Here is a 24247-nt window from a genome sequence, read left to right as displayed (position 1 = left end):
ATGACATCCTGCAGCGTTTCCCCGGATGCCCCAGCACATAATGCTGGGGCATCCGGCGTTAACCACCGGCCTTGGCCTCTGCCGGCGCTTCCGCATACGAAGCGGAAACCCGGCGGTAGACCGGGGTCAGGAAAGCCAGCAGGGCGGCGGCAACCATGATGATCCCCGCCACCAGGAACACCAGGGCGATTCCGCGGGAGGTGCCTTCCCCCAGCAGCGGCGCCAGGAGCGCTGCGCCGTCCGCCGACCGTGCGTACGGAATGATCCAGAACTGGGCAACCGGGGCGATGAGGAACGCCGTGACTGGCGCCGCGGCGGACTCGAAGGCCATGGCGAAGCCAAACACGCGGCCCTGTTTCGGCAGCGGCACCACCCGCTGGATCACGGTTTGCTCGGCCGCCTCCACAAACGGGACCAGCACCAGGTACAGCCAGATCCCGAGGATGTAGAGCCACGCCCACTCCCGCAGCGTAAAGACCGCTCCAAGGACCCCCATGGCCGCCACCGCAAGCAGCAGGGTGCGCAGGGGGTTGGCGCCCAGCCCGAATTTGCCAATCAGGGCACCACCGATGATGAACCCGGTGGATCCGACCGCAAAGACGGCGCCCCACATTTCCACGGAGAACATCTCCAACCCGTACGGATCCATCAGTGCCATGTAGACGCCGCCGATGAAGTTGTTGAACGTCGAAAACAGGATCAGCGCGAACAGCCCGGAAATGGCAAGCACTGCCGTGAACGAGCCGCGCAGGTCGAATCCGCCGTGGGCGTCCGTTGCCGCCACGCGCACTTCCTCGGGCATCCGGAGGGTGAGCAGGTGCGCGAAGGCCGCGGCCGTGAGGACCAGCGCGACGACGATGGTCCAGCCCATTCCCAACAACCCTACCGACAGTCCGGACAGCAGGGAGGTCACAATGAACATCAGCCCCTGCACCATCCCCACCAGCCCGTTGGCGTTGGCGCGGCGGTCCGGCTCGATGAGGATGGTGACGGTTGTCGACAAGGCGATGTTCCGCATGTTCTCCACTACTGCGCCGACAAGGATGACCAACGTGAAAATCCAGAACCAGGGACGCCCCAGGTCCAGCAACGACGCCGCAGGCGTGAGCAGGAACATGACCCCGGACAGCACGAACATCACCAGGCTGAAGCCGGCCGCGAAGCGCATCACGGCCAGCTTGCGGCAGCGGTCCACGAAGGTGCCGAAACTGACGCTCGACAGGGCAATCAGGAGCATGTACGCGCCGCCCACCACTCCGGTGGCGATCACGTTGCGTGTCTCCAGGTAAAGCCAGAAAGTCAGTGCGAACCACAGGTAGCTGGTGGTGATGTTGGCCAGGGCGGTGTTCACCAGGATGCTGGTGAAGGTGCGTGAACGCTCGGCCGGGGTACGTGGCAAGGTGCCGGCAGTATCGGGATCCGCAGCGGTCCTGCCCGGTTCCTGCTGGGTCATGGGTCCCAGTGTAGTGAGGCACAACCTGGGCCAACAGGGTGGAAACTGGACTGACCGGCTTGCACTGTTACCAGCGAGGAAGGGAAGCCATGGCGGACGAAACGTGGGACAACGGGACCGACCCGTGCCTCCTGCTGCTGTTGACCTCGGTCTTCGGAACCGGCCCCGATGCCACCATGGAGCTCACCGTGGTGGTTGACGGTACGGTCATTTCCGGCTCGGTGGTGTCGGAGCGGGCGTGGACGCAGCGGCAGAACGACCAGGTGCGGATCGGCAGCTGGGCCATCGCCGGCACCCTCGACGCCTGGGACTCCAGGGCGGTCGAACAGAGGGCGGATGACGCCGGTCCGCTGACCGGGGAACAGTACCGGTACATCCATTTCCTGGGGCCTGTGCTGCTTTCGGGTGGAACCAGGGTGCCGCTGCAGGCAACCAGGGTTGATCTCCGCAGAGTCGCCGCATGGAGCATCGGCCGGGTCCCAGAGGATTAGGAGTGCAGCATGGCGATTGAGGTGCGCCCGGCAACGGCCTTCGAGGACGTAGCCACGATGGTGGGCCCGAAGCGCCCCGACGCCACCGTCTGCTGGTGCCTGAGCTACCGGATACCCTCCAAGCTGAACGTCTCACTGCGCGGGGCCGAGCGCGGGCAACTGGTGAGGCAGCTGGTTGCGCAGGATCCGCCGCCCGGGGTTTTGGCGTACGACGGCGGCGAAGTAGTTGGGTGGGCAGCGGTCCACCCGCGTGCGGACACCAGTTTCGCCCGGAACCGCAGGATTCCCCACGTGGACGGGCAGGATGCCTGGTCCGTGTGGTGCCTGCGGGTCCGCCCCGGCCACCGCGGCCAGGGCATCTCGCACAGGCTGCTGGCGGGGGCCGTCGAGTTTGCCCGCTCCTACGGTGCGCCGGCCATCGAGGGCTACCCGGTGGACAACCGCGGCAGCAAGGTGGACCTCACCATGGCCTACGTGGGCACCCGCAAACTCTTCGAGGACGCAGGCTTCACCAAGGCTGCCGACACCGAATCCGTATTGAATGGTTTTCCCCGCGTGCTGATGCGGCTGGACCTCCAGCAGCGGCCTGAGCTGGGCTAGCATCGGACCCATGGCAATCCAACGCATGGACCACGTGGGCATCGTGGTGACTGACATGGCTGCCGCAACAGCCTTCTTCGTGGAGCTCGGCCTCACGCCGGTGGGCAGCGGAGAAGTGGAGGGCGCCTGGGTGGACCGCATCATTGGGGTCGACGGGGTCCGGTCCGAGATCGCCATGCTGGAGACCCCGGATGGCCGGTCACGGCTTGAGCTCAGCAGCTTCCACACGCCGCCAACTCCCGACGGCGACCCGCAGGCCCCCGCCAACGTCCCGGGCCTGCGCCATGTCTGCTTCGCCGTGGACGACGTCGAGGACACCGTCACCCGGCTGAAAGCGCACGGCGGCGAGCTGGTGGGCAGCATCGAACGGTACGGGGACGTCTTCAGGCTCTGCTACGTCCGCGGCCCGGAGGGCATCATCGTCGAACTCGCCGAAGAAATCGGCTGATTCAGCACCAGGCGGAGAGGGCTCACTTCCGGCGCCAGTACTTGCCCCAGTCAACTTCCATGGCCCACAGCGCAAGGAGCAGCGCGTCCATGGTCATCAGCCCCGCCAAAAGGTACGCCCAACCTGCCAAAGAACCCACTGCAATCTCCTGACCTGGTATCCCCCAGCCAATCGATTGCTGCTAAGTGTGGCACTTAAACCGCCGGTACGGAACGCCTTCCGGCAGCTGTGTGGAAAAGATCCTCGAACCTGTGGTGCGCCTCGGTCTCCAGCTTGAGCCGGCGGGTCAGCTTTTCCACCTGCCGCGACATTTCCTCCCCTACCGGGAGCCTGTCTCCGGGCCAGCTGGACAACTCCCGCGATTCCGCGAGTGCGTGCTCCAGGTCCCTGGCCGCTGCGCGGACCTTCCGGGAATGGAAGTAGAGGCGAAGCAGCGCCCTGGCTTTCTCCACTCCGGTCCTCTTGAGTTGTTCCATCGCCTCCCCGCCTTCCCCAAGCAGTGCAGCTTCCGGTGCGGTCGTCGTCGAGCCCTGCTTGGAAGCCGTTCGCTTCCCTTCGAGTGTCCCCGCAGTTCCTCAACGTCCTGGCAAGCAGGTGCAAAGATTTCCACAAGATATTCGGAGCAGTGAATGGCCAGGTTTCCCAGTTTTGGCGGCCCGGCCTGGTGCCGGCCCGGTCCGGTTACCTGCTGTACGCTCTTGACACGGGCCGCGGCCCTGTTCTTGAATATTACGTATGCTGAAATAACAGTTCCATGATGCGGAAGCCTGCCGCCCTTTGCCGGTTCAGGCGCCGAGTCTCCCGGCCTCCGCATAGCCGTCACCATGGATGCCAGCAGACCGAGGAATGAGCCAGCATGCAGCTTGCCGAATTCAACGCGGCAGATCCCGCCGCGGCCAGGGCCACCCTGCGCCCATGCATTGATATCACCAGGTGGGTGGATGCCGTGGCAGAGGCCCGGCCTTTCGCAAACCGGAACGAACTCTTGGAGTTCGCGGCCAACGCCGCCAATCCCTTCACGTCCGCCGAGGTGGAAGCTGCCATGGCACACCATCCCCGCATTGGGGAGCGTCCGACGGCGGCAAGCACCGAGGCGTCCATGTCGCGTTCGGAGCAGGCCGGGGTGGACCCGGCAGATGCCGCAGCGGCCGACGCCCTGGCCCGGGGCAACCGGGAGTACGAGGAGAAGTTCGGCCGGGTCTTTTTGATCCGCGCCGCCGGCCGCACCGCGCCGGAGATCCTGGAGGCCCTGGATACCCGGCTCTCCAATTCCCCTGAAGACGAAGACACCATCGTGGCGCAGCAACTGCGTGAGATTGCCGTACTGCGGCTCGAAGGACTGATCAGCGAATGAGCGTTTCACACGTCACCACCCATATCCTCGACACCGGTGCCGGGCGCCCGGCGGCGGGTGTCGCCGTCGTGCTTTCAACAAACGACGGCGGCACCTGGCGTGAGCTGGCAGCGTCCACCACGGACTCGGACGGGCGGGCGAAGGACCTGGGTCCGGAGCGGCTGGAACCGGGCCACTACAAACTGAACTTCGCCACCGGCAGCTACTACGCCGGCCTGCAGACGCAGACGTTCTTCCCCGAAGTGGACCTGGTCTTCGAAGTCACCGGCCCCGAGCACTACCACGTGCCGCTGCTTTTGAGCCCCTTTGCCTACTCCACCTACCGGGGCAGTTAGCAGGCCTTCCGGCCGGTTGAAAGCCACCCGGGTTAACGCAATGTCACCGCCGTCACAGTTCCCGGCATAGGATCAGGAAGTATGGCTCCTAAAAATGAACCGGAATCCGATACCGACAGTGAAGGCGGCCAGTCCGGCGGCGTGCAATCCGTGGAGCGTGCCCTCACCGTCCTGGAAATCCTGGCAAGGGAGGGTCATGCCGGCGTCAGCGAAATTGCCGAGGAGATGGGGATCCACAAATCCACCGTCTCTAGGCTGATGGGGTCCCTGGTGACCCGGGAGATGGTCCACCAGAACAGCGAGCGCGGCAAGTACCAGCTTGGCTTTGGGATCCTGCGCCTCGCCAGCTCCATTCCCGGCCGGCTCAGCCTGGTCCACGAAGCCCGGCCGGTACTGGAAAGCCTGGCCGAGGAGTTCAAGGAAACCGTCAACCTGGCTGTCCTGCGCTCGAACTACGCCGTGAACGTGGACCAGGCGATGGGACCTTCCACGCTGGCCACCTACGACTGGGTGGGAAGCCTGACACCGCTGCACGCCACGTCCAGCGGAAAGGTCCTCCTGGCGGCGCTGGAAGCAGACGAGCGTGAGCGCATCCTAAAGGAAACCGGCTTGCCCTCCCGCACCTCGCGCACCATCACCAGCCGGAAGGAACTGGATGCCCAACTCCTCGAGATTGGCGCCAAGGGCTACGCCGTGGTGCGTGAGGAGTTCGAAATCGGCCTGAATGCCGTGGCCGTGCCCGTCTACAACCACCAGGGCAACGTGATCGGCGCCCTCAGCATCTCCGGGCCCGCATTCCGATTCGACCCGGAAAAGATTCCGGGCCTGCTGGAATCACTGAAGGAAGCCGGGCTCCAAGCCAGCGCCAACATGGGCTACACCGTCAGGTAATAACGCAGATGACCCCCGGGCCGGGCCCGGGGGTCATCTGCGCTCATCAGTGCTTCAGTTCGCTGCGGCCACCGCGGGCTCATTGCGCTCGACCGTGACGGCCCGCTCCTCCAGCGGCGGGGTGTCGGCGGTGATGCCCAGCCGGACATCGCCGGACAACGGCGCGTCGCCCACCTTCTCCTGCACCCAGTCGTGGAAAGCCCCAATGTGGTGCTCGCTGGGGACCAGCACACCACCCTTGGCGTAGGTCTTCGAGGCCATTCCCGGCTGGCAGCGTTCGCAGGCGTCGAAGTCCTGCATGTTGACGCGGTGGAACAGCTCAACAGAGGCGGAGACGTCCTTTCCGCTTTCGACGACGGACGGCAGGTACAGCCAGTCGCACTCGACAATGGTGTGGTCCGCCGCCAGCGGGAACATGCGGTGGATGATCACATGGTCCGGTACGAGGTTCACGAACACGGTGGGTTTGATAGTGATGGCGTAGTAGCGGCGGTCCTGGTCCTCGCCCACGCCGGGGATGATGTCCAGGCCCTCGGACCCGTCCACCGTGAAGCCCTTGATGTCCTCGCCGAACTCGGCGCCGTGGCCCACGAAGTACTGTGCCGCCAGACCGTCGGCGAACTCGGGCAGGACCTCGGTCAGTTCCGGGTGGATGGTGGCGCAGTGGTAGCACTCCATGAAGTTCTCGATGATGAGCTTCCAGTTGGCCTTCACGTCGTACTTGATCCGCCGGCCCAGGCTCAGGTTGGCCACGTCGTAGCCCTCGATGGCTTTGAGGTCGCCGAGGCGCTCCTCGATGGCGCCCATGACGTCCTCTTCGAACGACGGCGGCTCCCCCGCCAGGCACACCCAGACGTAGCCCAGGTACTCGCGGACGTGGACCTTGGCCAGGCCATACTCGTCACGGTCGATGTCCGGCATCTTGGTCAGGTTCGGCGCCGCGATGAGCTTGCCCTCGAAGTCGTAGGTCCAGGCGTGGTACGGGCACTGGAACGAGCGGGCTGCTTCGCCTTGCTCTTCCATGCAGAGCTTCACGCCGCGGTGGCGGCAGATGTTGTAGAAGGCTCGGATCTGGCCCTTGCGGGTGCGGCTGATCAGGACGCTTTCGCGGCCGATCTGGACGGTCCGCCAGGCCCCGGCCTTGTCCAGGTCCGAGGAACGGATGGCGCAGAACCACATCTGTTCGAAGATCCGCTCCTGTTCGGCCCGGAACAACCCCTCATCCACGTACGTCGATCCCGGCAGCGTGGGGATCAGGCTTGGGGTGGTTACTTCTATGGTCAACGTTCCTCCTCAAAAACCCATGCGCCAGTGCATGGGAACGTTTGGTATTTCGAAACTCTGGAAACCGCGGCAGCGGCCTCAGGAAGCTGTTGCCAGCAGCGGTGCCGGCTTCGTGGCCGCGGCCGAGAGGCTGCGGCGCCACCTGGTGAACAGGCGGGGCTGGTCCATGCCGAGGACCGCCACGGGCGTTTCGCCCCTGTAATAGACCGCCAGGAAGTTGTGTTCCTCCGGGTCCCCGGCTTCGATGACCAGCCGGTCGTACCCTGCGGAATGGCCTGCGAACTGGATCTTCACGCCGTGCTGCTCAGACCAGAAGTAGGGCGGCTTGACCGGCTGCTCCGGAGCGTCGGCGTCGGCGTCGAGCAAAGCCTGGACCGCAACGGCGGGGCGCTCCAGTGCGCCCGTCCAGTGCTCCACCCGGCGGTGCTCACCCAGGGTGAGTTCGAACCAGTTCGCGCAGTCACCGACCGCGACGATGCCCGGCGCCGTGGTGCGCCCCATGGCGTCGCACAGCACGCCGTTGCGCAGTTCGACGCCGGAGCCCTCCAGCCACTCGACGTTGGGCTGGGCACCGATCCCGACAAGGACGACGTCGGCCGGGAGGTTGCGCCCGTCAGCGAGCCGCAGGGCGGTGGCATGGCCGTCTTCGATGGCGAAGGATTCGATCTCCGCACCGCAGATCAGGTCAACCTTCCTGGCGGTGTGGAGCTTTGCCACCGTAGCACCCATGTCCTCGCCCAGCTGCGGGGCAAACGGAACCCGGGCGTAGTCGACCATGGTGACGTCCATGCCGCGCGAGGCAGCCACCGAGGCAGCCTCGGCGCCGATGAATCCGGCGCCGATGATGACCATCCTGTTCCCTGCGACAAGTTTTGGTGCCAGGCCTTCGGCGTCGGCGATGGTCCGCAGGTAGGAGACGTTGTCCAGCCCTTCGAGGGCCGGCAGTTTACGGGAGCGGGCACCTGTGGCAATAACGATGCCGTCGGCGGCCAGGCTCCGCCCGTCCGAGAGCGTGATGGTGCGGCTGGCAGCATCCAGGCCCACCGCGCTGACGCCGAGGATCCATTCTGCATCGAGTCCGTCGTCAGGTGTTTCCAGGAACAGGTCCTCCGCGGTGATGGCACCGAGGAGGAAATCTTTGGACAAAGGGGGCCTGTCGTACGGACGGTGCTGTTCATCGCCGATGATGACCAGCCGCCCGCCAAAGCCCTGGGCGCGGGCAGCCCGGGCGGCCGAAAGTCCGGCCAGGGAGGCTCCCACGATCGCAAGCGTCTGCATAGTTTCCCTTCAAAATCTCTCTTTGCGCAACAGAGAGCGCCATATGCAACAGCGTGGTGGACCACTTGAGGTGTGTCAAGAGGTTCGGGCCCTATGACACCCTTGACTTTCAAAGTGACGTACCGCACTCTTGTTGCTTAGCGCGAACTCTGTTGATCTTTGCGGAACACCTCCCCCATAGGGCTCACGACCCTGCCCCGCTGGCAAAACGGCTTGGCGGCAATTCATCCCCGGATTGCGCTGCCCGACGCCCAGCACTAAACGCAAGCCCATGGACTAGCCAAAGGACCCGCTTTCATGGCCATCAATAGTGAACTGACCTCCCCGAAGCCCAAGGTGCCGCCGTCAGACGGCGTTCCCCCCGAGCCGCTGGACACCGATCAAGGGGAAGCGACGGCGGCCCTTCCCGCCGTCAACGAACACGAGCAGATCCTGGAGGAACTGCGGCTGAGTAACAGGGAACAGGCCCTTACCCAGCGCCGCAACCTGAAACTGACGCTCGACAAAGCAACATTCGGCATCACGGGTGTCATCGCCCTCGCCTTCGTGGTGTGGGGGTTCGCCGACAAGGACGGCCTGGCCACCACTTCCAAGGACGCCCTGGCCTGGGTGATGGAATACACCGGCTGGCTCTTCATGGTCCTCGCCTCGCTGTTCGTCGTCTTCGTCCTGTGGCTGGCGCTGGGCAAATTCGGCAACATTCCGCTGGGCAAGGACGGCGAAAAGCCCGAATTCCGCACGGTTTCATGGATCGCCATGATGTTTGCCGCCGGAATGGGCATCGGCCTGATGTTCTACGGCGTAGCCGAGCCGCTGTACCACTTCGTCTCTCCCCCGCCGGGAACCGTTGACGGCCGCACCCCCGCAGCCATCCAAACGGCCATGGCCACGTCCATCTTCCACTGGACCCTCCACCCCTGGGCCATGTACGCCGTCGTAGGCATCGCCATGGCATACGGCACCTACCGGCTGGGCCGCCGGCAGCTGATCTCGGCCGCCTTCACGTCATTGTTCGGAATCAGGACGGTTGAGGGGCCGGTGGGCAAGGTCATCAATATTCTGGCCATTTTCGCTACGCTCTTCGGCACCGCCGCCTCCCTTGGCCTGGGTGCCCTGCAGATCGGCAGCGGCTTCACCTCCAACGGCTGGACAGGCGAGATCGGCACTCCGGTTCTGGTGGGCATCGTTGCAATCCTGACAGCATGCTTCATCGCGTCCGCGGTGTCCGGCATCAGCCGCGGCATCCAGTGGCTGTCCAACGTCAACATGGTCCTCGCCGTCGTCCTGGCCGCCATCGTCTTCGTGGCAGGGCCCACCCTCTTCATCCTCAACCTCATCCCCTCGGCGGTGGGCGACTACCTGAGGGACCTGGCCGAAATGTCCTCCCGCACCGAAGCGGTGGGCGATGAAGCCCTCCGCACCTGGATGTCGGGCTGGACCATCTTCTACTGGGCCTGGTGGATTTCATGGACGCCCTTCGTCGGCATGTTCATCGCCCGGATCAGCCGCGGCCGGACCATCCGCCAGTTCGTCACCGGCGTCCTGCTGGTCCCGAGCATCGTCAGCGTGATCTGGTTCGGCATCTTCGGCGGCACGGCCTTCCACATCCAGCAGGAAGCGGACAAAGCGGGCACACCGGGCCTGATGACCGTCACCGACGGCAAGGCCACCATCGATTTCGACGGCGCCCTGTTCAACCTGGTGAAGAACCTCCCCCTGCCCGGGTGGATGATTGCGGCCGTGATCGTCCTGGCCATGGTGCTGGTGGCCATCTTCTTCATCACCGGCGCCGACTCCGCCTCCCTGATCATGGCGTCACTGAGCTCCAACGGCAGCTCCGACCCCAAGCGGGCCCTGGTGATCTTCTGGGGAGCACTGACCGGCGCAGTGGCCGCCGTCATGCTCCTCGCGGGCGGCGACGAGCCGTCCGAGGCCCTGTCCGGCCTGCAACGGATCACCATCGTGGCAGCCCTGCCGTTCGTCATCGTCATGCTCCTGCTCTGCTTCGCCCTTGCCAAGGACCTTCGGCGCGATCCGCTGTCCCTGCGCCGCCGGCTGGCGGATTCCGTGGTGGAGCGGGCCATCCGCACGGGAGTTGAGCAGCACCGCGGGGTCCAGTTTGACCTCGTGACCAAGCACGAGTGCGCTGACGGATGCCCCGACGGGACGCCCTGCCCGGGCGCAGGCCCGGACCTGGAGAAGGGCGCGGCACGGTAGCGCAACTTTCAGGCAAAGCTTTGGCCCCCGGCGCGTCTGCCCGGGGGCCAAAGCCGTTAAAGGTGCGCCTAAACCGCGGCGAGGCATTCCTGCAGCGGGTTGGGGGCAACAGGTTCCGGGGACGCTGCCGCCGGCGCCTCAATCCGCACGCGTCCGACGGCGGCGAGCACCTCCCCGAACACCGGATCCGGATCGAGGCGGCTGAGTTCTTCCGCGAGGCAGTCACGCAGGCTGGGGCGGGGAAGGGAGATCCGCTGGGCCCTCTGCCCGGGCAGGCTCAGTTCCGTGGCCGCCAGCCCCGGGCGGACAAGCCGGATTTCGCCCTCACGCAGGATGAGCCGGACGCAGCGAAGGCCGGTGCCGGTTGGGCCCTCCCGCCTGGCAACGGGAACATCCAGGGCGGCGCCAAGCCAGGCAGCCATGAGCAGCGGGCTGGGTGAATCAGCGGCCCCCTCGACCTCAGCGGCGAGCACGGAGGACGCGTCCACCTGGTCCAGTGCGGCTGCGAGTTGGATGCGCCAGTTGGTCAGGCGTGTCCAGGCGAGGTCGGTATCACCGGCCTTGTAGGTCCGGTGGATGCGTTCGAGGGCGGCCTGGGGGTCGGGCTCGTTCGCGGAGTCGGTGATCCGGCGGTGCGCGATCGCGCCGATGGTGGTTTCGCAGGCGTTCTGCGGGGCGCGGTGCGGCCACCAGGCCACGATGGGTGCGTCGGGGAGCAGCAGGGCGGCGACGAGGGATTCGGATTCGTGCGCGAGTTGGCCGTAGCCGCCCAGCACGATCACCTCCGACGCGCCGGCGTCCCCGCCGACCCGGATCTGGGCGTCGAGCCGGTCCGTGTGGTCCTTGCCGGCGTCGGCGAGGACGATGATCCGGCAGGGGTGTTCGCGGGAGGCGTCGTTCGCGGCCTCGATCGCTTCTTCCTCCAGCCCCGACTTCGTGACCACGACCAGGGTCAGGACCCGGCCCAGTGCGGTCACGCCGCCCTGCTCGCGCAGGGCCATCAGTTCCTTGGAGACCTTCGAGGTGGTGGTATCGGGCAGATTAACGATCATGGCGACCTTCCTGCTGCGGCTGCAGCGTATGGCTTGAGTACGCGGAACGCGCAACAGCGGCCCCACCTGTAGAGGTGGAGCCGCCGTCCCGTTGCGAGGAGGGTAAGGGGGTCAGTTGATGGCGGCCTGGAGTTCCTTGGCTGCCAATGCAGGGTCGGAAGCCCCGTAGATGGCGCCGCCGGCCACGGCAACATCAGCTCCTGCAGCCTGGACTGCTGCGATGGTGCTGACGTTCACGCCGCCTGCCACGGAGAAGGGCACCTGCGATTCTTCGCCCGCGCGGAGGAGTCCGTTAAGGTCGAAGCCGGGCTTTGCCTGCTCGTCCAGGCCTGCGTGCATCTCCACGAACTTGGCGCCCAGGGCGCGGACTTCCTTGGCGCGGGAGGCCTTGTCGGCAACGCCGATCAGGTCCACGACGATGCCCTTGCTGTGCGCCTTTGCGGCCTTGACGGCGCCTGCGATCGTGGAGTCATCCGCGGATCCGAGCACGGTGACCAGGTCGGCTCCGGCCTTGAAGGCGATGTCGGCTTCGAGTTCGCCGGCGTCCATGGTCTTCATGTCGGCGAAGACCAGCTTGTCCGGGTGGGCCTCCTTGATTGCGGTAATGGCTGAGAGCCCCTCGGCCTTGATCAGCGGGGTGCCCAGTTCGATGATGTCGACGTATTCGGCCACCTTGCCGGCCAGCTCGAGGGCGTCCTCAACGGTGAGGAGGTCGATGGCTACCTGGAGTTTCATGGTTCTTCTTTCTATTGGGTTTGTCCGAAGGACGGGAAATTGCTGGAAAGGCCTATTCGAGGTTGGCGTGGCGCAGCCACAACTGCTCGGCCGGGATGTCGGCGTTGTCCCACAGTGTCTGGAACACCGCTTCCGTTGCCACGAAGAGCACCTGCTCGAACAGGCTCCCGGAGTACTGGCGGGAGACGCCGGAGCCGTGGTCGGTCTTTTGCTGGGCGGGGAGCACCACGACGGCGTCAGCCAGGCCCGCAAGCACGGAGCCGGGGTTGGCGGTGAAGGCTACGATCCTTGCCTCCGCCCTTGCGGCGGTCTCTGCGGCCTTCACGACCCCCGCGGTGCTGCCGGAGCCCGACGCCACGAGCAGAAGGTCGCCCTTCCGGATGGCAGGCGTAGTGGTGTCTCCGGCCACGTGGACCACAAGGCCCAGGTGCATCAGCCGCATCGCGGCCATCCTCAACACCAGGCCGCTTCGGCCCGCCCCCGCCACGAAGACGCGGTCGGCGTTCTCCAGCATTGCGGCGGCCTGGCGCAGCCTGTCCGGGCTGATGTTGGCCGCGGTGTCCGCGATCTCCCCCAAAACCAGGGAGATATTGCCCGTGATGGCTTCGCCGGTTGCTTCCACGCCGGGAGCGGTCAGAACGGTTGAGTCCATGTCTCCTCCTTGTTCTTGTTCCTGGCATCCATCGTCCCGAAACCGCGGGGTAGGTGAAACGCCAATTCGGGGTGGTTTTCAACCACCCATTCGGGTAGGTGAGGAGTCAACCTTCGCGTATCCTGTTCGGCATGACTGAGAGCACCCCGCCCGTTCGGCTGGTTCACGAGTTCCCCGGGCCCGCCCTCCCCTGGCCCCTGCTCCGCGCGGTGGCCCGGATCGCGGATGCGCCGCTGTCCGCCATTGCCGAACGGCTGCGCGAAGCCGTCCTCCCCTACACCGGGGGCGATGCGCTGGTGATCTTCACTGAGGAGTGCACCGGGCGCCCGCAGAAGAAGGCAGGCGACGAAGAGGTGGTGGCCCGGGTATCGATCGGCGAACTCCAGCAGCTGCGCGGCCTGGTGGCCGGTGACGGGCCCTGGACGGGAACGGCACAGATCGCAGGCACGCAACGGCAGGCCTTCGCCCTGAAGTACGCGCCCAGCAATGCCCTGCTCGTCATTACCTACTCCGTGACGGCCAGCGGACGGCAGCAGGCCGTGGACGTGGAGCTCATGGACCTGGCGCTCGTGTCATATCTCTGGGAAATGGCAGCACGCCGCATCCAGGAGAAGGTGAAGGATGCGCCGCCGTCCTACCTGCTGGAGTCACGGGCAGCCTCCGCGGAGCGGATCAGGGTCACCAGCGAGCTCGTGGATCTGCATTCGACAACCCTTGAAACCATTCTGGCGGCAGCACGGTCCGGCTCCCTGGATGACGCAACGGCACGGGCCACGGTCAGTGACGCGGCCGCCAAGGCGCTGGTGGAGCTGCGCACGCACAACGACCAGACAGCGGAACTGGTGCAGGAACCGGTGGCCACCGCTTTCGAGCGGCTGCGCGAGGACCTGCGTCCGCTGACGCGGTTCAGCGGAATCGACGTGCAGTTCATCGAGCCCCCCTTGAACGGCAGGGCGCTGCCCGGGGAAGTGGCCATCGCGGCGCGCGCCATTGTGCGCGGGCTGCTGCTGGCCATGATGGAGCAGCCGGAGGTCCGGCGGGTGCGCACGCAGTGGGACTGCGACGGCGAGAACCTGCTGGTCAACGTCCGGGATGACGGGCGGGGCGGGCTGTCGGCGGACGCCCCGAACATGGAACGGCTGCAGCGAAGGGTGCAGGCACTGGATGGCCGCATGGAAGTCGACCTCATGCCGGGGTGGGGTGCGGACATTTCCGTCACGCTGCCCCTGGATCCGCCCGCTTCCCCGGTGGACGTCTCGGGTTGGAACCTCGCGGCCCGGGAACTTGAGGTGCTCCAGCTGCTCGCCGGCGGCCAGCGCAACCGGAGCATCGCCGCCGCGCTGAACATCAGCGAGAACACGGTCAAGTTCCACGTACGGAACGTGTTCAGGAAGCTGGGCGTGGCCTCCAGGACTGAAGCCATAGCGCTGGCCCACACCCACGGACTGCGCTAGGACGCCACTGCGTTGCTGGCGAAGGGACGGGTCATACCCAGATCTGGTAGCCCGACGACTTGTCGAAGACGCGTCGGGTGCTGATGCCCTCGGCCGCTATCCAGAGCACGGAATCGTCCTCCGTCGCCTGGTCGACTACCCCGCTGGCCACATGCTCTCCAAGCAGCCACACCTCGACGGTGTGGCCGGGGAGGCGGCCCCAGTCGCCCCGCAGGCCGAGGGTCTTCTTCGTGTTGCGGCCGCCCGTGCTGACCTCTCCGAGGTCGCTGGCAGCACGCGGGGCATCAAAGGTTGCCTGTGAATCCACTGGTCTCTCCGTTCGCCGGCGCCATCGCCGCTCAACCAACACTGATATTTGATTGATATATCAATACTGGCTTTCGAGTATGAGCCAGGTCACACCACGTGTCAACAGCAGGATGGGAAAGCGGCCGCAGCCTAGGTGTATTGACCTGAGAGGTTGGTGACGCGGCTGGCCGGTGGCTGACCGTTGAGTGAGGTGTGGCCTCGATGATGATTGTAGTGATGGAGCCAGTCGGCGAGAGCGGCAACACGCTCGGCCTCTGAGGCGTAGGGACGGGCGTAGGCCCATTCGTCGAGCATGGTGCGGTTGTAGCGCTCGACTTTGCCGTTTGTCTGAGGCCTGTAGGGTCGGGTGCGTTTGTGCTTGATGTCCGGGCCCAGAGCGTCTTTGAATGCGTAGGAGCGGTAGCAGGATCCGTTATCGGTCAGGACCCGTTTGACAGTGATCCCGTGGGACTCGAAGTAGGCATTGGCGCGTTCCCAGAATCCGGCCGCAGTGTCCTTTTTCTCATCGGTCAGGATCTCCGTGTAGGCGAGCCTGGAGTGATCATCGACGGCGTTGTGCAAGAAGGCGTGACCCGGTCTCCGGTTTGCCGCGGTACCGGTCTTGTTCCGGTTTCCGGCGGCCCTGCCGACACTGCGGTGTCCGCCGCCGTCAGGGATCCGTCCAAGTTTCTTGATGTCGACGTGGACCAGGTCCCCGGGGCTGTGGTGCTCGTACCGGCGAATCACCCGGCCCGTGGCCCGGTCCATCCACGCCAGCCTCGCCAGCCCAAACCGGGACAGCACCCGGTGCACCGTGGAGGGGTGAATGCCCAGCAGATAGCCGATCCGTGCCGGGCCCCAGCGCCGGTTGACTCTGATCGCGACGATCCGCCGCTCCCGCCGCGTGGAGGTCCGACGCGGGGAGTTGATGGGCCGGCTGGAGCGATCACCCATCCCGTGCTCCCCGTGCTCCCGGTAACGGGCCGCCCACCGCGCTGCGGTCGTCACGGACACCTGGAACCGCTCAGCAGCACGGCGCAGCGGCCACCCGTCATCGACGATGCACCGGGCCAGCCGGAGCCGTCCCTTCGGCGTCAGAAGCGCGTTAGCATGGGACATTGAAGACCTCCTTGTGGATCGGACTCTTAGACAAGCCCCACTCCACTTGGAGGTCTTCTTTTTGTCACCTAACCACGCCGCATGTTCCTAACCTCCGTGGTCAATACACCTAGGCGTTGAAGAGCGCCCCGCGCACCGCGTGCTCGAATCCGCTCACGTGGGCCTTGGCCAGCTCCGCAGCCCGCTCCTCGTCCCCGTCGATAACGGCGCGGAGCAGGTCGAGGTGTTCGCGGACGTGGTGGGACAAGTCCGGCAGCCGGTCGATCACCATGCACCAGATCCGCGTGGCGAGGTTGTCGTAGCGGATCAGGATGTCCTCGAGGTGGGGGTTGGCGGCGGCGGCGTAGATGCCCTGGTGTACACGGGCGTCCAGCTGCAGCGTCTCGGTTACCGTTGCGGCCGCGACATCGAATGCCTCGACCTTCTCGAGCGTGGCACGCAGCTCCGCCCTAACCGCAGGGGAGGCCACGCGGGCCGCGCGCGCGGCCGCGAGGGGCTCCAGCTGCGCCCTGATTTCGGAGATGAAGGAGAGGTCGGTGACGTCAACCCGCGTGGCGAACGTCCCCCGCCGGGGGTAGGTCTTCACCAGGCGGTCCAGCTCCAGGCGCTTCAGTGCTTCACGCACAGGCGTCCGCCCCACGCCCAGGTTCTTCGCGAGGAGCTCATCATTCAGCAGCTCGCCGGGCTTTATTTCAAGCGTCAGCAACCAGTCACGGATGCTTTCGTAGGCGACGTCCGCCAGCGACTTCCTGCCCGCGTCGTCCGCCACTGCCAAAGCTTCGAATGCCATATGGAGCCCCTTTCTTCGCAAACCAGAAAAAACTATTGACCTCGCCTGGGGACCAGTATACGCTGGCACCCAATCTAATATATCAGTTCGGTGCTTTCGAATATATCTAGAAGGAGGAGGGACATGACCCTCATCGAAGCAGCTTCAGCAACCACCACCCTGCCGGTGCTCAAGGAAGAGCAGGCGCAGAAGTTCGTGCTGACCCTGTCCTGCAAGGAGCAGGCAGGCATCATGCAGGCCGTGACCACGTTCCTCTTCGAGCGTGGCTTCAACATCGACGAACACCAGCAGTTCGACGACAGCCTCCGCGAAACCCTGCACCTGCGCACCGCGTTCTCCGGCTCCCCCAACTACACCCCGGCCATGCTGGAAGAAGAATTCGCGTCCATCGCCAGCCGGTTCGACATGAAGTTCAGCTTCCACGACCAGACCCAGCAGCGCGTTTTGGTCATGGTCTCCAAGTTCGGCCACTGCCTCAACGACCTCATCTTCCGCTGGCGCGGCGGCACCCTCGGCGGCGAGCTGGTCCTGGTGGTCTCCAACCACGAGACCCACCGCGCCATGGCCGAGGCCGCCGGATTGCCCTTCATCCACATCCCGGTGACTGCGGACACCAAGGCGGACGCCGAGCGCCGGCTGCTGGAACTGGTGGAGGAGTACAACGTGGACCTCGTGGTCCTGGCCCGCTACATGCAGGTGCTCTCCGACGACCTCTGCCGCTCACTGGAAGGACGGGCCATCAACATCCACCACTCCTTCCTTCCCGGGTTCAAGGGCGCACGCCCCTACCACCAGGCCTATGACCGGGGCGTCAAGCTCGTAGGTGCCACAGCCCACTACGTCACCGCCGACCTGGACGAGGGCCCGATCATCGAACAGGAAGTCATCCGCGTGGACCACAGCTACGGCCCCACAGCGCTGTCCACCGTGGGCCAGGACGCCGAGGCACTCGCCCTCTCCCGCGCCGTCCGCTGGCACTGCCAGCACCGCGTGCTTCTGGACCAGACCAGCACCGTGGTGTTCCGGTAAACCGCCCGCCCGTAGCAGACACAACACGTAAAGCAGCAGGAGATACCCACATGGAATCGTCGCCACGCATTGTCATCATCGGAGCCGGGATCGTCGGTACGAACCTGGCGGATGAACTCGTCACCCGGGGCTGGAACAACATCACGGTCCTGGACCAGGGCCCCCTCAACATGCCTGGGGGTTCCACGTCCCACGCCCCCGGCCTGGTCTTCCAGACCAACCCCTCCAAGTCCATGGCGCTCTTTGCCAAGTACACCGTGGAGAAGCTGCTGTCCCTGACTGAGGACGGCGTCAGCTGCTTCAACCAGGTGGGCGGCCTGGAGGTTGCCACCACCGAAACCCGCCTCGCCGACCTCAAGCGCAAGCTCGGCTACGCGTCCTCGTGGGGCATCGAGGGCTCCATCCTCTCCGCCGCAGAGTGCAAGGAGCTCTACCCCCTTATTAACGAGGACCGGATCCTCGGCGGCCTGCACGTCCCCAGCGACGGGCTCGCCAGCGCCGCCCGCGCCGTCCAGCTGCTGATCAAGCGCACCGAGGCCGCCGGCGTCAAGTACATCGGCAACACCGAGGTCACCGGAATCGAGCAGTCCGGCCGCCGCGTCACCGGCGTCCAGACGCCCGACGGCGTGATCCCGGCAGACATCGTTGTCTCCTGCGCCGGCTTCTGGGGCGCCAAGGTCGGTGAACTGATCGGCATGTCCGTGCCGCTCCTGCCGCTGGCGCACCAGTACGTCAAGACCACCCCGGTTCCGGCGCAGCAGGGCAAGAATGAACTGCCCAACGGTGCGCAGCTGCCCATCCTCCGCCACCAGGACCAGGACCTCTACTACCGCGAGCACGGCGACCGCTACGGCATCGGCTCCTACGCCCACAAGCCGATGCCCGTGGACCTGGACGAACTCGGCAGCTTCAAGCCGAACGAGATCAGCGAGCACAACATGCCGTCCCGGCTGGACTTCACGGTGGAGGACTTCCTCCCGGCATGGGAAGCCACCAAGCAGTTGCTCCCGGCCCTGCGCGAAAGCGAGATTGAGGACGGCTTCAACGGCATCTTCTCCTTCACCCCGGATGGCGGCTCACTGGTTGGCGAGTCCAAGGAACTGGACGGCTTCTTCGTGGCTGAGGCAGTCTGGGTCACCCACTCCGCCGGCATCGCCCGCGCCGTGGCCGAGCTCCTCGTGGACGGCAAGTCCAGCATCGACCTGGGCGACTGCGACATCCACCGCTTCGAGGATGTCCAGCTGACGCCCGAATACGTCAGTGAGACCTCGCAGCAGAACTTCGTGGAGATCTACGACGTCCTGCACCCGCTGCAGCCCAAGCTCTCCCCGCGAAACCTCCGCGTTTCACCCTTCCACGCCCGGCACAAGGAACTGGGCGGCTACTTCCTGGAAGGCGCCGGCTGGGAACGGCCCTACTGGTTCGAGGCGAACGCTGACCTGCTCAAGGAGATGCCCGCCGAATGGCAGCCACCAGCCCGTGATGCCTGGTCCGGCATGTTCAGTTCCCCCATCGCCGCGGCCGAGGCATGGAAGACGCGTACCGCCGTCGCCATGTACGACATGACCCCGCTCAAGCGCCTCGAAATCTCCGGACCCGGCGCACTGAAGCTGCTGCAGGAACTCACCACGGCCGACCTGAACAAGAAGCCGGGCGCCGTTACCTACACGCTGCTGCTGGACCACGCCGGCGGTGTCCGAAGCGACATCACCGTGGCCCGCCTGGATGAGCAGACCTTCCAGCTGGGCGCCAACGGCAACATCGACACCGCCTACTTCGAACGCGCCGCCCGGCACCAGACCGAAAGCGGCAGCGCCGGCGACTGGGTCCAGGTCCGCGATACCACCGGCGGCACGTGCTGCATCGGCCTGTGGGGCCCGCTCGCCCGCGACCTCGTCAGCACCGTCAGCAGTGACGACTTCTCCAACGACGGCCTGAAGTACTTCCGTTCCAAGAAGGTGGTCATCGGCGGAGTCCCGGTCACCGCCATGCGCCTGTCCTATGTTGGCGAGCTCGGCTGGGAACTGTACACCAGCGCCGACAACGGCCAGCGCCTTTGGGATGCGTTGTGGAAGGCCGGCCAGCCGTTCGGCGTCATTGCCGCCGGCCGTGCGGCATTCAGCTCGCTCCGCCTGGAGAAGGGCTACCGCTCCTGGGGTACGGACATGACCACCGAGCACGACCCCTTCGAGGCAGGCCTGGGCTTCGCAGTCAAGATGGCCAAGGACAACTTCGTCGGGAAGGCGGCCCTGGAAGGCCGCACCGAGGAGAACTCGGCACGCCGCCTGCGCTGCCTGACGGTCGACGACGGCCGCAGCCTGGTGCTGGGCAAGGAACCGGTGTTCTACAAGGACCAGGCGGTCGGCTACGTCACCAGCGCAGCGTACGGCTACACGGTCAAGAAGCCCATCGCCTACTCCTACCTGCCCGCCGAGGTGTCCATCGGCGACTCCGTGGAGATCGAGTACTTCGGGCGCCGGATCGTGGCCACGGTCACCCAGGACCCCCTGTACGACCCCACCATGACCAGGCTCCGCGGGTAGAGGGCCATGATCAGCTCAGAAACAATCGCAAGCTACCTCGCCCGGCTGGCCGCCAAGCAGCCGACGCCGGGCGGCGGGGCCGCCGCCGCGCTCCATGCCGCCCAGGGCGCCGCCCTGGTGGCAATGGTGGCGCGCTACACCACGGGCAACAAGTACGAACAGCACGCCCCGCTGGTGCGGCGCATCACCCAGGCCGCCGACGACCTCGTCGTTGAGGCACTCCGCCTGGCTGACGCGGACGAACACGCCTTCCAGGCAGTCATCGACTCCTACAAGCTCCCCTCCGACACGGAGGAGCTCAAGGCCGCCCGCGCCGCCGGAATCCAGTCCGCGCTCACCCAGGCGGCACGGACCCCGGCGGAACTCATCACCGTCGCCGGGTCGGTAGTGGACCTCGCGACGGAACTGTTCGACGTGGCCAACGCCAACGTCATCAGCGACGTCGCCGCAGCAGCCGATGCCGCGCGGGCAGCCGTAACCACGGCACGCGTCAACATCGACATCAACGTGGTGGCCATCAAAGACCCCGAAGCCCGCAGCCTGCTGGCCGGGCAGACGGACGGCATTGAGGAAAAAGTGGTCATGGCGGCAGACGCCCTTTCGGCCCGCGTCCGGGAAAGGATCCTTGGTTGAACACCGCAGTGCTTTCCGGAAAACCCCTGGCCGCCCTGTTCCAACAGGAGGTCCAGGAGCAGGTCCGGTCGCTTGAACTGGACGGCGTCCGGCCAGTGGTGGCCGTGGTCATGGCCACCGCCGACGAGTCAACGCACTGGTACGTCCGCTCCATTGAGCGGGCAGCGGAGCGCGCCGGGGTCGGCTGCCGGATCATCGACCTGGGCCATGACGCCACGGAGCCGGTGCTGGCCAGCGTGCTGCGGGACCTCAGCGCCGAACCGTCAGTGAACGGCATCATCCTGCAGACTCCGCTGCCACCGGGCGTCCGGACCGACAGCCTGGTGGGCCTCATCGCCCCGGAAAAGGACATCGACGGCGCCAATCCCCTGAGCCTGGGACGCCTCGCCGTCGGGCAGCCGGCCTTCGCACCCGCCACGGCCCGCGCCGTCGTCGAAATCCTGGACCATTACCAGGTGCCCGTGGCGGGGAAAAGCGTGGTGGTCGTTGGACGCTCCGCCGTGGTGGGCAAGCCGCTGTCCCTCCTGCTGCTGGGGCGCGACGCCGCGGTGACGGTCTGCCATTCCAGGTCGGGCCCTTTGGAGCGGTACACGAAGGACGCCGACGTCGTGGTGGTGGCCGCGGGGCGTGCCGGGCTGCTGACCGGCAGCCACGTCTCCTCCGGGACCGTGGTGGTCGACGTCGGCACGAACGTCCTTCCCGACGGTTCACTCGTGGGTGATGTGGATGAAGCCAGCGTCACCGGCACGGCAGCAGCGCTCACCCCGGTGCCCGGCGGCGTCGGCTCCGTCACGACGGCGCTGCTGCTCCTGCACACCGTGGAGGCTGCCCGCCGCCAATCGTCTTCCCTGCCGGTGCAGGCGCAGCCTGTGGGATCCGGTGCCCTCGAGGCCCAGGTCCTGTAAGCCGCGGGCTAGGGAAGGCACAGCGTTAGCAACGGGTGTCCCGTTTTCCGTGAAAGGTGCTTCGATGGGCCTAAGACCTGGGGAGGTATTCCTCATCGAAGCACCGTTTTCGGAAAACGGGGCCCCGCGGCCGGCAGCATGCCGGCGAATCGACAAGGAGGGGGCCCGGATGCCTGCCAATGGACTGACAGCCACCGCTTCCACGAGCGCAGCCGGACCGGATCCCGTCCGGGAACGGGGCTGCGTCCCGTGGTCCGAAGCGCGCCACATAGCCTTCGGCTCCGCCGGTCCGCTCCGGCCCGTCGCCGTCCCGCTCGCGGAAGCCGTGGGACGGACCTTGACCCGGGATGTCACGGCGCGCCAGGACCTGCCGCACTATGCCTCGTCTGCCATGGACGGCTGGGCCGTGAACGGGCCGGGCCCGTGGCTGCTGGCTGGACCCGGCCAGCATGTGCCCCCGCCCACCGCAGCCGACCGGTTCCTGCCCGCGAACAGTGCCGCCGTGATTGCCACCGGCGGCCTGGTGCCGCACGGCGCCGATGCCGTCCTCCGGAAGGAAAGCGGCCTGGCCACACGGGACCCCAACGGCAACCACGTCCTCACGCTCCGCCCGGATACGAAGCCTGGAGAGCCGGGCGCCGGCCAGCATATCCGGCCTGCCGGGCAGGAAGCCCGCTCCGGCGAGGTGCTCCTGCCGGCGGGAACCGTCCTCAATCCGGCCCACGTGGCCCTGGCTGCTGCGGCGGGGCACGACACCCTGGAGGTACGCGCCCGGGCCGCTGTCGCCGTCGTACTGACCGGGGCTGAAGTGGTCACACAGGGCCTTCCTGTGCCCGGACAGGTCCGGGACACGTTTGGTCCCCAGCTCGGCAACGTGGTGTCCCTGCTGGGCGGTGTTGCCGGCAGCCCGCAACGGATCGGCGACTCCTTCGGCGAGTGGCTGGACGCCCTGGACGGCACGGCGACGTCGCAGGGTGGGTGCGCGGATGTCATCATCACCACGGGCGGCACCGGGAAGTCCGGTACCGACCATTTCCGTACCGCGGTCGACGCCCTGGGCGGGCAGCTGCTGGTGGACGGCATCGCGATGCGTCCCGGCCATCCGGCGGTGCTCGCCGGACTTCCCGACGGCCGGTTCGTGATCGGCCTGCCCGGGAATCCCCTGGCAGCCATGATGGCGATGCTCACCCTCGGGGCACCCCTGCTGGCATCGCTTGGGGGCGGAGACCTGCCTCCGATGCACCTGGTGATGTCCGGCTGCGACATCGAAGGGGACAAAGGAAGGACACGCCTGCTCCCCTGCCGGTTCCTGTCCGGCCTTGCGTTCCCGGTCCAGCACGCCGGCCCCGGCATGATGCGGGGCCTTGCGTGGGCGGACGCCGTGATGGCTGTCCCTCCGCAGGGCGTCGAATCGGGTGAACCCGTTACCGTGCTGCCCCTTCCCTGGACCACACAGGCAGAAACCATAACTATGCCCCCGGGGCAAGGACGGAACACCGCATGGCACGAATGATCCAACGCCGGAAGATCCACCGCTTCCGTCTCGATGACACCGGCACCGAATATCCGGTCAGGTTCAAGGAGGACGTGCTCGCCGCGGAAGAGCCCCTCGAGATCCGTATTAACGGCAGCTCCTTCGCCGTGACGATGCGGACGCCGGGAGAGGACTTCGACCTGGTTGCGGGTTTCCTTGTCTCCGAGGGCGTGGTCCGCCACGCGTCCGAGCTGACCTCCCTGCGCTTCTGCGCCGGCACCCGGGAGGGCGAGCAGACGTTCAATGTCGTCGACGCCCAGCTCCGTCCGGACGTGGCCCTCCCCGATACCAAGCGGAACGTGTACACCTCGAGTTCCTGCGGTATTTGCGGCACGGAATCCATTGACGCCGTCCGGAAGACGCAGCACTTCGACCCGTCTCAGGATGCCGTCCAGATACCCCTTGATGCCCTTGCCGGGCTCCCGGAACGGCTCAGGGAGGCCCAGGCGGTGTTCGACAAGACGGGCGGGGTGCACGCGGCCGGCCTGTTCCGGGCGGACGGGCCGGAACCGGAACTGTTGTGCCTGCGCGAGGACGTGGGCCGGCATAATGCCGTGGACAAGGTGGTGGGCTGGGCGCTCAGGGAGGGGCTGCTGCCGCTCCGCGGCACGGTCCTGCAAGTTTCGGGCAGGGCCTCGTTCGAACTTGTCCAGAAGGCGGCGCTGGCCGGAATCCCGGTCCTCTCCGCAGTCAGTGCCCCCTCAAGCCTCGCGGCCGACCTCGCCGCCGAAACCGGCGTGACGCTGGTGGGCTTCAACCGCGGCCACAGCCTCAATGTCTACGCGGGCCGGGAACGGCTGGCCAGGCCACGCCCGGCGGTCTCCATCCCCGCCTAAAGCACAGGTGTCAAAGCCACGGACCCGTCGCGCGCTGCGACAGATTGTGGCCGTCTCCCTATCCGAACGGGTGGGGCTTCCGGCATGCCCCGGACCTGAAAGCAAGGACGCTTACATACTTCCTCCGCAGGAGGTCATGTTCTTGACTTTGGGTGTGAGCTGGCGCACGATTTTGTTGCATAAAGCGAACGCTGTTGATCATCACGGAACGAATTTCACCCGGGACAAGCTCCTCTCGTCCCCCGGACTTTCGCAGTGATGATTCCCGGAACATACGAACGAATTCACCCATGGCCGAGCCGAAGGGGAGCCCTTGTTCGCGCATT

General features: G+C 66.2%; 24 protein-coding genes. 14 read left to right on the top strand and 10 right to left on the bottom strand.

Going from position 1 to position 24247, the window contains the following annotated elements; all coding sequences use genetic code 11:
• Window positions 1-58: 58 nt before the first annotated feature.
• Window positions 59-1453 carry an MFS transporter gene (locus AC2JAJ_RS10240; RefSeq protein ID WP_486415963.1) on the bottom strand — a complete coding sequence of 465 codons (1395 nt, stop codon included), beginning with the start codon at window positions 1451-1453 and terminating at the stop codon, window positions 59-61.
• Window positions 1454-1542: 89 nt separating this feature from the next.
• On the opposite strand from AC2JAJ_RS10240, the gene AC2JAJ_RS10235 reads away from it, so the two are divergent.
• From AC2JAJ_RS10235 to AC2JAJ_RS10225, 3 genes are read left to right on the top strand one after another with little or no spacing between them, the layout of a single operon-like run.
• A complete protein-coding gene (locus tag AC2JAJ_RS10235) occupies window positions 1543-1944 on the top strand; it encodes a GvpU-like protein (RefSeq protein ID WP_486415964.1) in 402 nt (133 codons plus the stop codon).
• Window positions 1945-1953: 9 nt separating this feature from the next.
• A complete protein-coding gene (locus AC2JAJ_RS10230) occupies window positions 1954-2544 on the top strand; it encodes a GNAT family N-acetyltransferase (protein ID WP_486415965.1) in 591 nt (196 codons plus the stop codon).
• A 10-nt stretch (window positions 2545-2554) separates the two neighbouring features.
• A complete protein-coding gene (locus AC2JAJ_RS10225; RefSeq protein WP_486415966.1) occupies window positions 2555-2992 on the top strand; it encodes a VOC family protein in 438 nt (145 codons plus the stop codon).
• A gap of 194 nt (window positions 2993-3186) precedes the next feature.
• Here the strand turns inward: AC2JAJ_RS10225 and AC2JAJ_RS10220 are convergent, their stop codons facing one another.
• Window positions 3187-3468: a hypothetical protein gene (locus AC2JAJ_RS10220; RefSeq protein ID WP_486415967.1), complete on the bottom strand. Its 282-nt coding sequence runs from the start codon at window positions 3466-3468 to the stop codon at window positions 3187-3189.
• 380 nt (window positions 3469-3848) lie between these two features.
• Between AC2JAJ_RS10220 and uraD the strand changes: the two genes are divergently transcribed.
• The 3 genes from uraD to AC2JAJ_RS10205 all read left to right on the top strand — a co-directional run bounded on the left by uraD (window position 3849) and on the right by AC2JAJ_RS10205 (window position 5572).
• Window positions 3849-4346, top strand: a complete 498-nt coding sequence (gene uraD, locus AC2JAJ_RS10215) for a 2-oxo-4-hydroxy-4-carboxy-5-ureidoimidazoline decarboxylase (RefSeq protein WP_221383621.1) — start codon at window positions 3849-3851, stop codon at window positions 4344-4346.
• Complete coding sequence (uraH, locus tag AC2JAJ_RS10210) at window positions 4343-4681, top strand: hydroxyisourate hydrolase (protein ID WP_473695675.1); 339 nt, start codon at window positions 4343-4345, stop codon at window positions 4679-4681. Before uraD ends, uraH begins: the two co-directional genes overlap by 4 nt.
• An 81-nt stretch (window positions 4682-4762) precedes the next feature.
• Window positions 4763-5572: an IclR family transcriptional regulator gene (locus AC2JAJ_RS10205; protein ID WP_486415968.1), complete on the top strand. Its 810-nt coding sequence runs from the start codon at window positions 4763-4765 to the stop codon at window positions 5570-5572.
• Window positions 5573-5626: 54 nt separating this feature from the next.
• On the opposite strand, the gene AC2JAJ_RS10200 is transcribed toward AC2JAJ_RS10205, so the two are convergent.
• Both AC2JAJ_RS10200 and AC2JAJ_RS10195 read right to left on the bottom strand, forming a co-directional pair.
• Window positions 5627-6856 (bottom strand): aromatic ring-hydroxylating oxygenase subunit alpha, encoded by a 1230-nt coding sequence (locus AC2JAJ_RS10200; protein ID WP_473695673.1) that lies wholly within the window; start codon window positions 6854-6856, stop codon window positions 5627-5629.
• Between the two features lie 78 nt (window positions 6857-6934).
• The gene (locus tag AC2JAJ_RS10195) at window positions 6935-8134 is read right to left on the bottom strand and encodes an NAD(P)/FAD-dependent oxidoreductase (protein ID WP_486415969.1); all 1200 of its coding nucleotides are present in this window, start codon (window positions 8132-8134) and stop codon (window positions 6935-6937) included.
• A gap of 297 nt (window positions 8135-8431) precedes the next feature.
• Between AC2JAJ_RS10195 and AC2JAJ_RS10190 the strand changes: the two genes are divergently transcribed.
• Window positions 8432-10351, top strand: a complete 1920-nt coding sequence (locus AC2JAJ_RS10190) for a BCCT family transporter (RefSeq protein WP_486415970.1) — start codon at window positions 8432-8434, stop codon at window positions 10349-10351.
• A gap of 68 nt (window positions 10352-10419) precedes the next feature.
• Here AC2JAJ_RS10190 and AC2JAJ_RS10185 read toward each other — a convergent pair whose 3' ends face one another.
• The 3 genes from AC2JAJ_RS10185 to hxlB all read right to left on the bottom strand — a co-directional run bounded on the left by AC2JAJ_RS10185 (window position 10420) and on the right by hxlB (window position 12790).
• Entirely contained in the window at window positions 10420-11403 is a 984-nt protein-coding gene (locus AC2JAJ_RS10185; RefSeq protein WP_486415971.1) for a glucose-6-phosphate dehydrogenase assembly protein OpcA, read from the bottom strand.
• A 111-nt stretch (window positions 11404-11514) separates the two neighbouring features.
• Window positions 11515-12138, bottom strand: coding sequence for a 3-hexulose-6-phosphate synthase (hxlA, locus tag AC2JAJ_RS10180; RefSeq protein ID WP_221383628.1), 624 nt, complete (start codon window positions 12136-12138; stop codon window positions 11515-11517).
• A 52-nt stretch (window positions 12139-12190) separates the two neighbouring features.
• Entirely contained in the window at window positions 12191-12790 is a 600-nt protein-coding gene (gene hxlB, locus AC2JAJ_RS10175) for a 6-phospho-3-hexuloisomerase (protein ID WP_486415972.1), read from the bottom strand.
• Window positions 12791-12921: 131 nt separating this feature from the next.
• Here hxlB and AC2JAJ_RS10170 point away from each other — a divergent pair, with 131 nt between their 5' ends.
• On the top strand, window positions 12922-14244 hold the full coding sequence (locus AC2JAJ_RS10170; RefSeq protein WP_486415973.1) for a helix-turn-helix transcriptional regulator: 1323 nt from the start codon (window positions 12922-12924) through the stop codon (window positions 14242-14244).
• Window positions 14245-14275: 31 nt separating this feature from the next.
• Here the strand turns inward: AC2JAJ_RS10170 and AC2JAJ_RS10165 are convergent, their stop codons facing one another.
• From AC2JAJ_RS10165 to AC2JAJ_RS10155, 3 genes are all read right to left on the bottom strand, one after another.
• On the bottom strand, window positions 14276-14551 hold the full coding sequence (locus AC2JAJ_RS10165; protein ID WP_486415974.1) for a hypothetical protein: 276 nt from the start codon (window positions 14549-14551) through the stop codon (window positions 14276-14278).
• 131 nt (window positions 14552-14682) lie between these two features.
• Window positions 14683-15651, bottom strand: a complete 969-nt coding sequence (locus AC2JAJ_RS10160; RefSeq protein WP_486415975.1) for an IS481 family transposase — start codon at window positions 15649-15651, stop codon at window positions 14683-14685.
• Window positions 15652-15760: 109 nt separating this feature from the next.
• The gene (locus tag AC2JAJ_RS10155; protein ID WP_221383632.1) at window positions 15761-16441 is read right to left on the bottom strand and encodes a GntR family transcriptional regulator; all 681 of its coding nucleotides are present in this window, start codon (window positions 16439-16441) and stop codon (window positions 15761-15763) included.
• 123 nt (window positions 16442-16564) lie between these two features.
• Between AC2JAJ_RS10155 and purU the strand changes: the two genes are divergently transcribed.
• From purU to fdhD, 6 genes are all read left to right on the top strand, one after another.
• On the top strand, window positions 16565-17470 hold the full coding sequence (gene purU, locus AC2JAJ_RS10150; RefSeq protein ID WP_221383633.1) for a formyltetrahydrofolate deformylase: 906 nt from the start codon (window positions 16565-16567) through the stop codon (window positions 17468-17470).
• Between the two features lie 50 nt (window positions 17471-17520).
• Entirely contained in the window at window positions 17521-20013 is a 2493-nt protein-coding gene (locus AC2JAJ_RS10145) for a GcvT family protein (RefSeq protein ID WP_486415976.1), read from the top strand.
• Between the two features lie 6 nt (window positions 20014-20019).
• Entirely contained in the window at window positions 20020-20646 is a 627-nt protein-coding gene (locus AC2JAJ_RS10140) for a cyclodeaminase/cyclohydrolase family protein (RefSeq protein WP_486415977.1), read from the top strand.
• The gene (locus AC2JAJ_RS10135; RefSeq protein ID WP_486415978.1) at window positions 20643-21551 is read left to right on the top strand and encodes a bifunctional 5,10-methylenetetrahydrofolate dehydrogenase/5,10-methenyltetrahydrofolate cyclohydrolase; all 909 of its coding nucleotides are present in this window, start codon (window positions 20643-20645) and stop codon (window positions 21549-21551) included. The genes AC2JAJ_RS10140 and AC2JAJ_RS10135 overlap by 4 nt, the downstream gene beginning before the upstream one ends.
• A 169-nt stretch (window positions 21552-21720) precedes the next feature.
• Window positions 21721-23064: a molybdopterin molybdotransferase MoeA gene (locus AC2JAJ_RS10130; protein ID WP_486415979.1), complete on the top strand. Its 1344-nt coding sequence runs from the start codon at window positions 21721-21723 to the stop codon at window positions 23062-23064.
• Entirely contained in the window at window positions 23052-23921 is an 870-nt protein-coding gene (fdhD, locus tag AC2JAJ_RS10125) for a formate dehydrogenase accessory sulfurtransferase FdhD (RefSeq protein WP_486415980.1), read from the top strand. The genes AC2JAJ_RS10130 and fdhD overlap by 13 nt, the downstream gene beginning before the upstream one ends.
• The last annotated feature ends 326 nt before the right edge of the window (window positions 23922-24247 follow it).

It is taken from the genome of Arthrobacter sp. MOO21 (assembly GCF_057369995.2).
The sequence above is the reverse complement of the archived record's forward strand: the minus strand, read 5'-3'. Positions and strand labels throughout refer to the sequence as shown.